Origin of the sequence: Mycetohabitans sp. B8 (genome assembly GCF_021991875.1) — a bacterium.
GTDB lineage: Bacteria > Pseudomonadota > Gammaproteobacteria > Burkholderiales > Burkholderiaceae > Mycetohabitans.
This window is the reverse complement of record NZ_JAHLKR010000014.1, coordinates 38,930-53,630: the sequence shown is the minus strand read 5'-3', so window position 1 is coordinate 53,630 and position 14,701 is coordinate 38,930. Positions and strand designations below refer to the sequence as shown.

At 64.4% G+C, this 14,701-nt stretch carries 13 protein-coding genes; 9 read left to right on the top strand and 4 right to left on the bottom strand.

All coding sequences use genetic code 11. The features are described from left to right. The 3 genes from KQH60_RS05965 to KQH60_RS05955 form a co-directional block, all read left to right on the top strand. Positions 1–480: transketolase C-terminal domain-containing protein (locus tag KQH60_RS05965; protein WP_304611060.1), on the top strand; the 480-nt coding region annotated here is incomplete at its 5' end. A gap of 144 nt (positions 481–624) precedes the next feature. After that, a complete protein-coding gene (locus KQH60_RS05960; RefSeq protein WP_237575611.1) occupies positions 625–1,740 on the top strand; it encodes a hypothetical protein in 1,116 nt (371 codons plus the stop codon). A 185-nt stretch (positions 1,741–1,925) separates the two neighbouring features. Further along, positions 1,926–2,282, top strand: coding sequence for a hypothetical protein (locus KQH60_RS05955; RefSeq protein WP_237575610.1), 357 nt, complete (start codon positions 1,926–1,928; stop codon positions 2,280–2,282). A gap of 19 nt (positions 2,283–2,301) precedes the next feature. On the opposite strand, the gene KQH60_RS05950 is transcribed toward KQH60_RS05955, so the two are convergent. After that, entirely contained in the window at positions 2,302–4,956 is a 2,655-nt protein-coding gene (locus KQH60_RS05950; protein WP_237575609.1) for an MMPL family transporter, read from the bottom strand. A gap of 268 nt (positions 4,957–5,224) precedes the next feature. Here KQH60_RS05950 and KQH60_RS05945 point away from each other — a divergent pair, with 268 nt between their 5' ends. The 5 genes from KQH60_RS05945 (at position 5,225) to KQH60_RS05925 (ending at position 10,191) form a co-directional block, all read left to right on the top strand. Continuing rightward, positions 5,225–5,857: a phospholipid-binding protein MlaC gene (locus KQH60_RS05945; RefSeq protein WP_237575608.1), complete on the top strand. Its 633-nt coding sequence runs from the start codon at positions 5,225–5,227 to the stop codon at positions 5,855–5,857. 119 nt (positions 5,858–5,976) lie between these two features. Beyond that, entirely contained in the window at positions 5,977–6,900 is a 924-nt protein-coding gene (gene ispH, locus KQH60_RS05940) for a 4-hydroxy-3-methylbut-2-enyl diphosphate reductase (protein WP_237575607.1), read from the top strand. Positions 6,901–6,916: 16 nt separating this feature from the next. Further along, the gene (gene hpnH, locus KQH60_RS05935) at positions 6,917–8,038 is read left to right on the top strand and encodes an adenosyl-hopene transferase HpnH (RefSeq protein ID WP_237575606.1); all 1,122 of its coding nucleotides are present in this window, start codon (positions 6,917–6,919) and stop codon (positions 8,036–8,038) included. Next, positions 8,038–9,033 (top strand): hopanoid-associated sugar epimerase, encoded by a 996-nt coding sequence (gene hpnA, locus KQH60_RS05930; RefSeq protein ID WP_237575605.1) that lies wholly within the window; start codon positions 8,038–8,040, stop codon positions 9,031–9,033. The genes hpnH and hpnA overlap by 1 nt, the downstream gene beginning before the upstream one ends. Positions 9,034–9,036: 3 nt before the next feature. Beyond that, entirely contained in the window at positions 9,037–10,191 is a 1,155-nt protein-coding gene (locus KQH60_RS05925) for a glycosyltransferase (RefSeq protein WP_237575604.1), read from the top strand. Positions 10,192–10,283: 92 nt separating this feature from the next. Here the strand turns inward: KQH60_RS05925 and KQH60_RS05920 are convergent, their stop codons facing one another. The 3 genes from KQH60_RS05920 to hpnD all read right to left on the bottom strand — a co-directional run bounded on the left by KQH60_RS05920 (position 10,284) and on the right by hpnD (position 13,961). Then, a complete protein-coding gene (locus KQH60_RS05920) occupies positions 10,284–11,054 on the bottom strand; it encodes a 5'-methylthioadenosine nucleosidase/S-adenosylhomocysteine nucleosidase (RefSeq protein ID WP_237575603.1) in 771 nt (256 codons plus the stop codon). Then, positions 11,054–13,033: a squalene--hopene cyclase gene (gene shc, locus KQH60_RS05915; protein WP_237575613.1), complete on the bottom strand. Its 1,980-nt coding sequence runs from the start codon at positions 13,031–13,033 to the stop codon at positions 11,054–11,056. The genes KQH60_RS05920 and shc overlap by 1 nt, the downstream gene beginning before the upstream one ends. Positions 13,034–13,115: 82 nt before the next feature. Further along, positions 13,116–13,961: a presqualene diphosphate synthase HpnD gene (gene hpnD / locus KQH60_RS05910; protein ID WP_237575602.1), complete on the bottom strand. Its 846-nt coding sequence runs from the start codon at positions 13,959–13,961 to the stop codon at positions 13,116–13,118. Between the two features lie 383 nt (positions 13,962–14,344). Between hpnD and KQH60_RS05905 the strand changes: the two genes are divergently transcribed. Next, positions 14,345–14,677 carry an SMR family transporter gene (locus KQH60_RS05905; RefSeq protein ID WP_237575601.1) on the top strand — a complete coding sequence of 111 codons (333 nt, stop codon included), beginning with the start codon at positions 14,345–14,347 and terminating at the stop codon, positions 14,675–14,677. Positions 14,678–14,701: the final 24 nt, after the last annotated feature.

The window sequence follows — 14,701 nt, the reverse complement described above, 5'->3', positions numbered from 1 at the left end:
GCCACGCAGAAGCGGCTGAGCGGGGTGCCGGTGGGCAAGGGGGAGATCCGGCGGCAGTCGCATGCGCCGGCCGGCCATCGGGTGGCGATTCTGGCGTTTGGCTCGATGCTGGCGCCGAGTCTGACGGCGGCGCAGGAGTTGGACGCGACGGTGGCGAACATGCGTTTCGTGAAGCCGTTGGACGAGGCGCTTGTGCTACAGCTCGCCGACACGCATGAACTGCTCGTGACCGTCGAGGAAGGGTGCGTGATGGGGGGCGCCGGCTCGGCTGTCGCGCAAGCGTTGGCGTGTCACGGCAAGCTCGTGCCGCTGGTGCAACTTGGCTTGCCCGATACGTTCATTGACCATGGCGATGCCGCGCGGCAGCTTGCCTCAGTGGGGCTCGACGCGGCCGGCATTGCCGCGTCGATTCGCCGTGGCATCACCGATCGTTTGTCCCGTTCACCGGTTCGCGGGACACAGGACAAGCGAACTGCGTAGCCATGCTTGTGCGATAGGCCCGTTGCCGGTCAACCCGATAAGGCGTTGGCATTCGCGGGCGTTGGCCGCGACATCGCTTCTGCGTCGCGGCAACGATGACGTGACGCTATCCTCCCGGCGTTTTAAATATCGACGGAGGAATCGGTGTCGATACCATCCATACGTTCGGTCCGCGTTGTGTCGCCATTGGACGAACCCAACGCTCCACTACAACGCTCGCCGGTCACCGCTTCGGGGCAGCACACGCACGTCATGTTTGAGGGGCTGCAACGCCGCCGCTCGAGCACGGCTGACGGCGTTGATATCACCGCAACGCGGCACGGCTCCCTGGCGCGACAGTTGGACGCGCATTTCGATACTGACTGGCATCCGCTCTATCATGCGCCATGGACGGAAGCCGCCATAGGGCCGGACAGCGCCTGGTATTCGCTCCAGGTGTGGCAAACTGAGCCGACGTCGCCGCTGACATCGGTCGGTGCGCGGCGGTGCGAGGCGTTGCTGCTGTTGCCGTCCGCCCAATACCTGGCCGCACACGGCATGCCGCTCAGTGAGCTCGGGCTCGAGTCGAATGCGTCGAGCCATGACGACGATCCGCGGCTGCCAGCGGTGCTGGCCGATGAGGACGAACCGCGCATGTCTGACGTGCGCGTTAATGGCGGCGAGCCACGCCCGTCGGACAGGCTAACCCAGGATGACTTGCGTGCATTGGTGCGTTCGTTGACGCAGCACGTCGAGCGCGGCCGGCTGCGTGCGATGTTGCGCGCAGCCCAGCGGGCAGAGCACGCGATAGCGTCGCCAGCTGATTCAAACGTCGGCTCGACGTGTCGCAGCACGCTACGCGAAACCATCCGGCAGTACCTGTGCCCGCGCTCCACCCGCGCACTGCGGGAGGCCGTGTGCCGGTACGCACCCGTATTCGGCGAGCCGGCGGCCGGCCCGGTGTCCGACAGCACGCTGAAGGCCATGTTGAGGGCTGCCGCCGTCGATGGCCGGCTACCGATGAATCTGACGGAATTGGTGTTGCTGCCGGACGGGATGACCCAGCCGCTGCGCCGGCGGGCCAAGGAGGCTGGCGGGGTGATCGCGCCAGTGCCGCGACAGGGCGACGAGGTGGGGGCCGATGACGCGCAGCAAGCGATGTCTGCGTTGGAGGCGCTTCAGGCGAACGGCGCGATTTCAGAAGATCAGTACATTGCTGCGGCCAATCGGTTGGCGTCACTGCTCGGCTACCGGGTGGGAAGTTATCCGCGTGCCGTTTAGCCAAGGATGGCGTCGCATAAAGGATGGCTTAGCATTGCATGGAGGCGCCGGCCACCGACATGATGCTAGCTGGAGCGTTGCGTCCCACCGTGTATGCGGATCTGCGGTATGCTGCATCGCGGAGATTATTTGCACTACGATATATCTGCGTTATGCTGGTCGCATTGTTATTTAAGGAGCGACCCGTGTCATCTCCCGCGCAAGCCAGCCAGTCTGCCGGATCTTATCCTGATTCCCCGACCCTGCCGCCCGAGCACGGACCAGACTTAAGCTTGCCGTCGTCTGTTGCGCCCCGTGCCAGCACGGCCATGCAGATTCCCGCGCCGTTTGAAGAGCTCAGAATATCTTCGTCATCCGAAACGATGTCGGTCGCCGGCATGGTTCAGCGTTTCGGATTGGCCACCCGCAGCGCGACGGCGACGGCCCAGCAAGACAGCGCTGGTTTGCCGCCGTTTGTCCTGGGCCCGCTGCCGTCAACGCCGCACGAGCGCAAACAGTGGGGTCGGGGCATCATCATCGGCCACGCGGCACCCGCCGCTTGAGAACCGACGTGACCACCCGCTAGTGTGATTTCGCCTTGTCGGCGCGCTGCTTATCGTGGGCACGCCGCGAGGCAGTACTGCGCGCGGCCTGCTCGCGCGGCTTGCCCATCAGCACCGGCTGGAAGAACACCGCGCCGATCAGCGTGCACACGAGCGACAGTGTGAGCAATGCGCCCATGCTCGAGGTGCCCGGATGATGCGACAGCCACAGGCTGCCGAACGCGGTCGCCGTGGTCCCGGCCGACAAAATCACCGCCTGGGTCAATCCGGACTGCAGCAGTTTCGTCGCCCCGGCGCGCCATGCCATCACGTAGTAGATCTTGAACGCGACGCCCACGCCCAGCAACAGCGGCAGCGCGATGATGTTCGCGAAGTTCAGCGGCAGGTTCAGCACGACCGACAGCTCGAGCGTCACGACTGCCGAGACCAGCAGCGGTACTAGCGTACGCAGTACGTCGCCCAGGCGCCGCAGCGCGATCCATAGGAGCACCGTGATCGACACTAGCGCCAGCACGCCGGCCTGCACGAACGCGTGCACGATCGTGTCGGCCGAATGCAAGATCGAGATGGGCCCGCCGATGGCCTGCGGTTCGGCGGCCAGCACGGCCGCACTGAATGCGCGCAGTTTCGTATCGTCGTCGGGATTCATGCTGGTGGCCAGTTTGGGCGAGATCTGCACGAGGGCACGTCCGTCGGAGGTGACCCATTGCGAACGCAATTCAGCCGGCAATGTCTGCAGTGTGATCGAAGTGGGCTTGAGCAGGTTTGTCAGCGACGCGAGCGACAATTGCAGCGGCTGGGCAATCGCGCGTTCGGCACGATCGCGCGTGGCCGCATCCGCCGCCGCCAGCTTACGCAGTGACGCCGCCAGATGTTCGGCCTCCTTTACACCGGGCCCTGGATGATCAAGTGCCGCATTCTCCAGCATCGCAGCCGCGTTGCGCAATGCTGACACGCGTGCCCCGTCGGGTGCGGGGTCCGATGGCGTTTGCTCCAGCACGGGCAACAATTGCCGTGCCGCCTGGGCGATCATGGCCAGCTTCTGCGGCTGGTCGTCGGGCACGAAACTGGCGGCTGTTACCACACGGCCCACTTCCGGCAGCGCGCGCAGCTTGTTGGCGGCCTGCTGCGCGTCGCCCAGCGACGCGGCCAGCAATTGGACATCGTTGACGCCGGTGTCGGACGTGCTGGCCAGCGAGGCGAGCGTGCGCATCGATTCGCTGTTGGGATCTTTCAAATGCAACGGATTGAAGTCAAAGCGCAGTTGCGTCAGCAGCGGCAAGCCTGCCACGACCAGCGCGAGCGTGACAAGCAGGAGCGGGTTGCGATGGCGCTCGGTGAATTCGTCCAGCGGGGCGAACGACTTGAATCCGGGCGCTGCGCCGCGCCCGTTCGGCCGCAGCACCGAGATCAGCGCCGGCAGCAAGGTTACGCAGGACGGCAACGCGACGAACAGAATACCCACGCCGGCAATCTGCCCGAGCTCCGATATGCCGCGGTAGGCGGTCGGCAGAAACGAGAAAAAGCTCGCGGCGGTGGCCGCAGCCGCGAGCGACAGCGGCATCGCGATCGAGCGCGCGGTGCCCTCCAGCGCGCGCTCCAGGTTGCCGCACAGGTGGAATTGCTCGCGATAGCGTACGGCGAACTGAATGCCAAAGTCCACGCCGATCCCCACGAATAGCACGGCGAACGCGACCGAGATCATGTTCAATGCGCCGACCATCATCAATCCGAGCGCGGCGGTGATCGCAAGTCCGACCAGCAGCGTCAGGAACACGGCGAACACCATCCGGCGCGAGCGGACCGCGAACCACAGAATGACCAGTACTGTGAGCAATGTCCCGATGGCATTGGGTACCGCGCCTTCGCGGACCGATCCAAACTCTTCGTCAGCCAGCGGCCGTGGGCCGGTCAATTGCACGCTCGCGCCATAACGCTGCGCCAGCTGCAACTCGGCTGCCACCTGCTTGATCCGCGCCGCCGCCGCGGCCCCTGCCTCCAGCGACCGATAGTCGAGCAGCGGCTGCACTTGCACGAACGCGCGCGAGGGCAAGTCTGGCGCGACGAGTCCGCTCCACGACAGGCCAGCCGGCTGTCCGGCGAGCACCGCGTCGATTGTGTCGGCACTGCGGCCTAGCAGCTTGGCCATGCCGGGCAGCGTGACCTGGCCGGTCTGCAGCGGCGTGAGTAGCGTGACCGATAGCAGGCTGGATAGGCCGCGTAGCGACGGGTCGTGTGCGAGCCGATTCAGCAGGGGCCGCGCATCGATCAGTTTGCCGGTCAACGCGGTCAATTCGTTCTGCGACATGAACAGCAGTCCATTACGCTCGAAGAACGCGCCGCCGTCCGGGCGTGTCACGGACGAGAAGTAAGCGGTTTCCGATTTGAGCCGCACGGCCAGCTCGGCTGCCGCGCGTTGCGCGAACTCGGCCGCCGGCGCCTGGACGACCGCCAGCGTGACGTCGGCCCGCTGCGGGAACGCGTCGTCGATCGCCTTGCCGCGCTGCGCCCACGGCGTGTTTTGGTCGATCAACCCGGCGACGTCGGTATCGATCGCAAAATGTTTCGCGATGTACACCATGCTGGCTGCGCACAGCAAGATGGACACCGCGATGACGAAGTACGCATGCCGCGTCGAAAAACGCACGATGCGGGCGAGGAGCGAAGTCAGCATGGGGATGGCCTGAAATTCGAGGTTCGGCGTCGAGTATACAGGGCGTGGCGCGAGCGCTTTGCAGGGTGTGGTACGAGCGCTTTGCTGGGTGCGGCGCGCGCGCTTTGACAAAACGCCGCCAGCAGCCGTGATGCGCGAATCATGCCTGCACGCCGGTTTGCCACCGTGCGGCAAGCCGAGTTGCGTTAAGCTACGGCCGCGGAACGCCGGTTATTGTGGCAAAAGGTGGATTTGAGGCAGTCGATATGAATTTCGTGGGAAAATTGCGATGAACAAATGGTTGTCTTCCGTGGTGGCGCTGTGTGTATTCGGTATGGCCGGTACGGCGCTCGCCCAGACGTCGAAAGGCGGTGCCGTGAGCCCGAGCGATGCGGTGCGCAGCGCGGTGGAAAACGTGGTCAAGGCGACGCGTGCCGATGCCGCCGCGCGCAGTGGCGATGTCAACGTGACCTCCAAGATCGTCGAACGTGAGTTTCTACCGTACACCGACTTTGCCAGGACGACGCGTATTGCCGTTGGCGCGGCGGCCTGGAACCAGGCGACGCCGGAGCAGCGCAAGCAACTGGTCGAGCAGTTCCAACTGCTACTCGTGCATACGTACGCGCTGCAGTTGACGCAGATCCGCGACCAGAATGTGCGGTTTCGCTTCGAGCCAGCGGCGATCAGTGCCAAGGGGACGGATGCGGTGGTCAAGACCCGCGTGCAAGGCAGCGGCGATGACATGAATGTGGGCTACCGGCTCGGTAAGGGGCGAGACGGCTGGAGGATTTACGACATCGACATGATGGGCGCGTGGTTGATCCAGATTTATCAGCAGCAGTTCGCGAGCCAGATTGCGCAAGGCGGCATCGACGGGCTGATCCAGTACCTGAGTGCACACAATGCGCGCTTCGGTCAGTAACATCTTTTAATTCCAGCCGTTTGCGGCGAATTGTTGCGTTTCCTGCAACAGGCGGTGCCGCTGAACCTGCATGAATTGGCCTTGAGCGTTAAAATCGCCCACCGCCTATGGAGAACGCTATGCAAGTCATTCTTGCTCAACCCCGCGGGTTTTGCGCCGGCGTGGTTCGCGCGATCGAAATTGTCGAGCGCGCGTTGCAGAAATACGGTGCCCCTGTTTATGTGCGCCACGAAATTGTTCACAATCGACATGTGGTGGAATCGCTGAAGGCCAAGGGCGCGCGTTTCATCGATGAGCTGTCCGAGGCGCCGCCCAGGGCGGTGACGATCTTCAGCGCGCATGGCGTCGCAAAAGCGGTCGAAGACGAGGCGCAGGCGCGGGGCCTGCGCGTGCTCAATGCGACCTGTCCGCTCGTGACCAAGGTGCATCTGCAGGGCAAGAATTATCTGAAAAGCGGCCGTCAAGTGATCCTGATTGGCCACGCCGGCCACCCGGAGATTCTTGGCACGATGGGGCAGATCGATGGGCCGGTGTCGCTGGTGCAGACCGAGGCGGACGTCGAGCGACTCGACATCCCGGTTGACACACCCGTCTCTTACGTGACTCAGACGACGCTGTCGGTTGACGAGACGCGCGGCATCATTGCGGCGTTGAAGCGGCGCTTCACCGATATTGTCGGTCCGGATACGAAGGACATCTGCTATGCGACGCAAAACCGGCAGACCGCGGTGCGCGAGTTGTGCAAGCGCGCGGATGTGCTGCTGGTGGTCGGCGCAACCAACAGTTCGAACTCGAACCGGCTGCGCGAGATCGGTGCCGAATCGGGCGTGCCGAGCTACTTGCTCGCCGACGGCGGCGAACTCAATCCACAGTGGGTCCGCGGGGCGAGCACCATCGGGATTACCGCGGGCGCGTCGGCGCCGGAATCGATGGTCGACGACGTGATCGACGCGCTGCGTCGGCTGGGCCCGGTTGACGTATCGGTCATGGACGGCATTGAAGAAAACATCCAGTTCAGGCTGCCGGCTGAACTGACCGCGTGAAGCAAAGGAGTCGAAGTTGGCCATCCCATTTCTGCAATCCGCGTACGTCGGCGCTTACCTGGTCAAGCAGCGACTGAAGCGCAACAAGCGTTATCCGCTCGTGCTGATGCTCGAGCCGCTGTTCCGCTGCAACCTGGCGTGTTCGGGTTGCGGCAAGATTGACTATCCGGACCCCATTCTGAATCAGCGTGTATCGTTGGCCGAGGCGCTCGAGGCAGTCGACGAATGCGGGGCGCCGGTGGTCTCGATTGCCGGCGGTGAGCCGTTGCTGCACAAGGAAATGCCCGAGATCGTCAAGGGCATCATTGCGCGCCGCAAGTTCGTCTACTTGTGCACGAACGCGTTGCTGCTCGAAAAGAAGATCGACGATTACCAGCCGAGCCCCTTCTTCGTCTGGTCGATCCATCTGGACGGCGACCGCGAGATGCATGACAAGTCGGTCTGCCAGCAGGGCGTGTACGACCGTTGCGTGTCGGCGATCAAGTTGGCCAAGTCGCGCGGCTTCCGTGTCAACATCAATTGCACGTTGTTCAATGACGCACAGCCGGAGCAGGTCGCGACGTTCTTCGATGAGGTCAAGCGGCTGGGCATCGACGGGATCACCGTGTCACCTGGCTATGCCTATGAGCGCGCGCCGGACCAGCAGCATTTCCTAAATCGCGAAAAGACCAAGAACCTGTTCCGCGACATCCTGCGGCGTGGCAAGGGCGGCAAGGCGTGGTCGTTCAGCCAGTCCAGCCTGTTCCTCGATTTCCTCGCCGGCAACCGCACGTACCATTGCACGCCGTGGGGCAATCCGACCCGCACCGTGTTCGGCTGGCAGCGGCCGTGCTACCTGCTCGGCGAAGGCTACACGAAGACCTATCGCGAGTTGATGGAGACGACCGACTGGGACCGGTACGGCACGGGCAACTATGAGAAGTGCGCGGATTGCATGGTTCACAGTGGCTACGAGGCGACCGCGGTGAACGATACGATCTCCCATCCGTTGCGTGCGCTCGGCGTGTCGCTGCGCGGCGTAAAAACCGAAGGCCCATTCGCGCCGGACGTCTCGTTCGATCGTCAGCGTCCGGCCGAGTATGTGTTCTCGCAGCACGTCGAGATCAAGTTGGCCGAATTGCGTCAATCCAAAGCGTAATGTCGGTCCGTGTGCTGGTGACCGGCGCGTCCGGTTTTGTTGGCTCGGCGCTGGCCCGGGCTGCGCTCGCGCGCGGCTTCCGTGTACGCGCGCTGGTACGAGTGAGCAGCCCGCGCGGCAACTTGCGCGACCTGGATATCGAGCTGGCCGAAGGCGATATGCGCGATGCAGCCTCGGTTGAGCGCGCGCTCGATCAGGTCGATGTGTTGTTCCACGTGGCGGCCGACTACCGGCTGTGGGCGCGCGACAGCAATGAAATCATGCGTGCCAACGCCGACGGAACCCGCTGCGTGATGCAGGCAGCGCTGCGTCGGCGTGTCGAACGCGTCGTCTATACGAGCAGCGTCGCGACACTGCGCGTGAGCGGCGTCACCGGTCCGGTCGACGAGACCACGCCGGCTGACGAGGCGAGCACGATCGGCGTCTACAAGCGCAGCAAGGTGGCCGCCGAGCGTATCGTCGAGCAGATGGTCGCGCAGCAAGGGCTGCCGGCGGTGATCGTGAACCCGTCAACGCCGATTGGGCCGCGTGACATCAAGCCTACGCCGACCGGACGCATGATTGTCGAGGCGGCGACCGGCAAAATTCCGGCCTTCGTTGATACCGGCTTGAATCTCGTGCATGTGGACGATGTCGCACAAGGCCATCTGCTTGCGATGGACCGTGGGCGGATCGGCGAGCGCTATATTCTCGGCGGCGACGATGTGCTGCTGCGCGAGATGCTGGCGGCGATCGCGCGGATGGTTGGCCGCAAGCCGCCGTCGCTCGAGCTGCCGCGCTGGCCGCTGTATCCGATTGCATTGGCGGCGCAAGGCATCGCGCAATGGACGGGCCGCGAGCCGTTCGTGACCGTCGATGCGTTGCGAATGTCGCGCCATCACATGTTTTTCAGTTCCGCGAAGGCGCGGCGCGAGTTGGGCTATCACGCCCGCCCCCATACCGACGGCTTGCGCGATGCGCTCGACTGGTTTCGCGCCAACGGCTACTTGGGGTGAAGCTTGCTAACAGCCATTGCAGCGCTATCGCTGGTGATCTGGATCGTGCTGCTCGTCGCGCGTGGCGGATTCTGGCAGGCGCACGAACGGGATGACCGGTATTCGCTCGGCACCGGCACCCCTAAAGCATGGCCGGCAGTCGTCGCAGTGATTCCGGCGCGCAACGAGGCCGCTTCGATCGCGCAGACAGTGAGCAGCCTGTTGCGGCAGGACTACCCGGGGTCGGTGCGCGTCGTGGTCGTTGATGACCACAGCGAGGACGGCACTGCTGCCGTCGCGCGCGACGCGGCGCGCGCCATGGGCGCCGCCGAGCGGCTCACGGTACTGCGCGGCGAGCCCCTGCCGGCCGGCTGGACCGGCAAGCTTTGGGCAGTCCGGCAAGGCATTGAGGCCGCGCGCGCCACCGATCCGCTGCCCGCGTGGTGGCTGTTGACGGACGCCGACATAGAGCACGCTCCAGATAATGTGCGGCAACTGGTCACGCGCGCGATCGTGGACCGGCGCGTCATGGTTTCATTGATGGCGAAGCTGCGCTGCGACGCATGGTTCGAGCGCGCGCTGATCCCGGCCTTCGTGCTGTTCTTCCAGATGCTGTATCCGTTTTCATGGGTTAACCGGCGTGACCATCCAATGGCGGCTGCGGCGGGCGGATGCATGCTGGTGCAGGTGGAGGCCTTGCGTGCGGCCGGCGGCATCGAGGCGATCCGTGATGAGATCATCGATGACTGTGCGCTGGGCGCCCGGATGAAGACGCAAGGTGCGATCTGGCTGGGCCTGACCCATCGAGCGCGCAGCGTGCGGCCGTATGACAATCTGGGCGAGATTCACCGCATGGTCGCGCGTACCGCGTATGCGCAGCTGCACTATTCGCCGTGGTTGCTGTGCGGCACGATCGTGTCACTGCTGGTCACCTTTGTCGCGCCGCCGCTGCTAGCTCTGTTCGGCAGCGGGCTTGCCCGTGTGGCGGGCGCGCTGGCCTGGGCGGCGATGGCCTTCGCGTACCTGCCCATGTTGCGTTTCTACGGTCGTTCGCGCTGGTGGGGGCCATGCTTGCCGGTTGTCGCCGCGTTGTATACGGGCTTCACACTGGACTCCGCGCTGCAGCACTGGCGTGGCCATGGCGGCATGTGGAAAGGCCGCTCGCAGGCGCGTCGTTGAGCCGGGCGATGATGTCCGTTGAGTTGGACGGTGATGTCGTTGGGGCGCGGGGTGCCGGCGGCGTCGGCGCGCGCGGCGGCAGGCGGCGTCGGCTAGTAGTCTGCCGATGTTGCCGTGACGTGGCCGCCCACGTGGGACGGAAAACCGAAAGCCGCACCGATCCTGCACCGTGCCGCGACCAGCGCGTGACGTGCATCCCGCGCATTGCGCGCGAGCGCCAGTAGTGCAGACAACTGACCCGGATGGACGAGCAGTGAGCGCAGGACGGCGCCCAGGTTCGTTGACCCGTCGTCGTTGAGCGCTGCGATCGCGGCCGGCGGCAGAGAACGCTCGGCTGGATCGACGATCGCGCGCACGCATACGAAAGGCAGGCCGCGCTCATTTGCGATGCGCGCGACGATGTGCGACTCCATGTCGGCGGCCCACGCGCCACACGCGTGCTGCAGTCGCTGCTTGTCCGCCGCCTGGATGACTGGCGTCGCGATGCCAGCAAGATCGGCGTGGACCGCGCCGTTGAGCCGCTCGAGCAACGCGTGCGACCATCGTTCGTCGCTCGCGTAGCGCCGCGCGTTGACTAGCATCGCATCGTCCCGCGCTGCTGCGCTCGCTTGGCGCAGGACGCGCGGGTCGGCGGCTAGCACCGAACGGGCCACCAGCAACGCGCCGGGGCGCAACGATTTCACCAGTGCGCCTGCGGTGCCGAAGCTCACCAGCCCTGAGCAGGACCGGTTCTGCGCGATGATCGCGCCGAGCGAGGTCGCTAGTCCGGCATTTTGCTGACAGATTACGCGTACGTCCGGACCCGCGGCGATCCGGGCCTCGAAGGCGAGGCCGGTGACCACCACCACCGGTGCGTCATGCATCACATCCCGCAGGCTACGGTGCATGCATTGCGTACGGTGAGATTGCGGTAACGTGCGAGCGCCCACAGCGGGAAGAACTTGCAGTAGCCGTGATAGCGCAGGTAGAACACGCGTGGGAATCCGGTTGCGGTAAACAGCGCCTCGTCCCATAGTCCTGCGTCGTTTTGCGTGTTCAGCAAATACGCGATGCCACGCGCGACGGATTCGTCGTGTTCGCAGCCCGCCGCCATCAGCGCTAGCAGCGCCCATGCGGTCTGTGACGCGGTGCTCGGCGCCCGCTCGTAGCCACGGTAGTCGAGCTTGTAGCTGCTGCCGTCCTCGCCCCAGCCACCGTCCGGATTTTGGATCGAGCGCAACCAATGCGCCGCGCGCCGCATCGGCGACGTGTCCGGCGTGACGCCGGCGGCGCGCAGGCCGCACAACGCGGACCAGGTGCCGTAGATGTAATTCATGCCCCATCGGCCATACCAACTGCCGTCATCCTCCTGCTCGGCGAGGAGGTAGTGCTTCGCGCGCGAAGCCGAAGCCTGCCGCTGCGGCGTACTGGGCAGTTGCGCAAGCATCGATAGACACCGTGCCGACACATCCACGGTCGGCGGGTCCAGCAGCGCGCCATGATCGGAGAACGGGATGTTGTTCAAGTATAGATGGGTGTTTTCCGGCTCAAACGCGCCCCAGCCGCCGTTGTGGCTTTGCATGCCGACCACCCACTCGCAGGCCCGGTCGATCGCATTGCGATAGCGATTGCGCACCTGCAGCTGCTCAACGCGCTCCATTGCCATGGCGACCACCGCCGTGTCGTCCACGTCCGGGTAATGCGGGTTTGCGAACTGGAACGCCCAGCCGCCAGGCCGCACGTTTGCGCGACGTGAGATCCAATCGCCTTGGGTGTCCAGGACCTGCAGCGGCAACAGCCAGTCCAGTCCCTTTGCCGCGTGCTCGATCGCGCGCGGTTCACCGGTCTCCAGCAGCGCGTGTGCAGTCAGCGCGGTGTCCCAGACGGGCGACAGGCAAGGCTGGCAATAGGCCTCATGGTCGTGGACCACCAGCAACTTGTCGATCGACTTGCGCGCGATCGCGCGATGCGGATGGTCCGGTGGATAGCCGAGCACATCGTACATGAGTACCGAGTTGACCATGGCCGGGAAGATCGCGCCAAGGCCGTCCTCGCCGTTCAGGCGCTCGTCGACAAAGTGCACCGCGGCGTCAATGGCCTTCTGGCGCGATTGTTTTGGGAAATACGGATCGAGCTTGCGCAGCAGCGCGTCGATGGTCGAGAAGAACGAAAACCATCCCTGGCTCTGATGCGGGGCCTTCGATATCGGCCCGACGTTGCGTGGCGAACCGACGAAAATCTCATCAATGCCAATGCCGCGAGGATTGCGCGCGCGCGGCCGCTTGGCCTGCAGCACGAGTAGCGGCACGATCACGGTGCGCGCCCAGTACGACACTTTCGATAGGTGAAACGGAAACCATCTCGGCAGCAGCATGATCTCCACGGGCATCATCGGCACCGCCCGCCAGTCGAGTATGCCGTACAGCGCGAGCAGGATACGCGTAAACACGTTGCTCTTGGCTGCGCCGCCACGCGCCAGGATCGCATCGCGCGCGCGCTTCATATGCGGTGCGTCAAGCGGTTCGCCGATCATCTTCAGCGCGAAATAGGCTTTGACGCTGGCGCTCATGTCGAAGGCGCCGTCGTGGAACAGCGGCCAGCCGCCATGTTCGCCCTGGATGCGTGTCAGGTAGGCGCCGATCTTCGCCTCGAGTACAGGGTCCGGCGTCTCCCCCAGATAATGGACCATCAACACATACTCGGCCGGGATCGTCGCGTCAGCTTCCAACTCGAATAGCCAATGGCCGTCGTCATGTTGAGCGTCCAGCAGCGCGTTGGTCGCCGAGCGGATCGCCTGCTCCAGACGCTCGGCCGGCGGCGCGCTAGTGTGCACGGTGCGCGCGTCATCGACGTCGGGATTCAACGGTTCATGCAACATGTTCATTCGTATTCCTCGCAACAATTCCGCCGTGCGGCGTACGGCCGGCGGCGGGCCGGCCGTATGATCAGAACAGCCAGTGTCTGGCAACGGCCAGCATGAGACGCACACGCGACACGCGCACGCGCTCACGCGGCGCAGCGAAGCCGCGCCGGACCAACTGCTTGAATAACGCGTGATAGGTTTGCGCCATGATGCGCGGCGCAATGACCATGCGGCGCGGATGCCGCGCCATGATCGTGGTGGCTTGCGCAAAGTGCTTGCGCGCGTGGGCAACCAGTGGCGCACATGCGCGATCGAGCGACGTGGCGCGGACCGCGTCGGGCGTAAGGTGTGCGATGCCGGCCGCCGCGAGCGCGTCGCGCGGCAGGTAGACGCGGCCGATATCGGCATCCTCGTCGATGTCACGCAGGATGTTGGTCAACTGCAGCGCTCGTCCAAGATGGTGCGCGAGTTGCCGGCCGTCGTCGTCCGGCATCCCGAAAACCTTCACCGATAAGCGGCCAACCGCACTGGCGACGCGGTCGCAATACAGGTCCAGCGTATCGCGATCCGGCGTGACAATAGTGTCGACCACGTCCATCTCCATGCCGTCGATCACCGTGATGAAATCGTCCTGCCGCAGCGAGAACTGCTGCGCGACGCGCGCAAGCGTGGCCAACTGCGGGCTTGCATTGCCGGCGTACAAGGCGGCGATCGCGGTGCGCCATTGCTCGAGCGCGGCCAGCCGGCTCTCGCGCGGCGCGCCACTGTCCGCGATATCGTCGACCTGGCGGCAGAACGAATAAATCTCGTACATGCCTTCGCGCTGCGCGCGCGGCAGGATGCGCATCGCGGCATAAAATGAACTGCCCGACGCGGCCTGCTGGCTGATCATGGCGTGATGTACTTCGATGGATTCGGCGATGCCCACGAGCTCCTCGATGTGCAATAAAACGTGAGGACGGCTGCGTGCAGTCGCGATGGCGCGTCCGGGCGCCACTATGGCGACTGCGCGCGCCAAAATATCCGCAAAGGTAGCATAGTTTGTCGCCGCCCGCCCCGTTCGCGCCGGATTTTACCCGGTTCGGCACGGATCGTGCGCCGTTCTGCCCGGTTTATTGTGGAACGCGCATCCATCGCCATCGTCCTCATCTCGACCCTTACCGCAGAAAACATGGCCGAAGCGCGTGAACGCCGGCACGCGCTTCGAGCGCGGCAGGTGCTTGTCATGGCCGGCCATGCGCCGCGCGTTCCTCGCCAGACAAATGTGGATCATCGGTATAATCGGGGTCGTTGCCGCAATGATGTCCTCCTATGCTTGCCTATCTCTATCTCGCGATTGCGATCGTCGCCGAAGTGATCGGCACGTCGGCGCTCAAGGCGTCCGATGGTTTCACGCGGCTGCTGCCGTCGGTGATTACCGCGCTCAGCTACGCGGTCGCGTTCTATTGCCTGGCGTTGACGTTGCGTTCGGTGCCGGTCGGCATTGCCTATGCGATCTGGTCGGGAGTCGGCATTGTATTGATTTCGCTGGTGGCTTTCTTCGTCTACGATCAGCGGCTCGATTGGCCAGCGGTGACCGGCATGGGGTTCATCGTTGTCGGTGTTGTGTTGATGAACGGCTTTTCGAAGACCGCTGTTCACTAAAGGCTCGTCGTCGTCGAGTTCGAC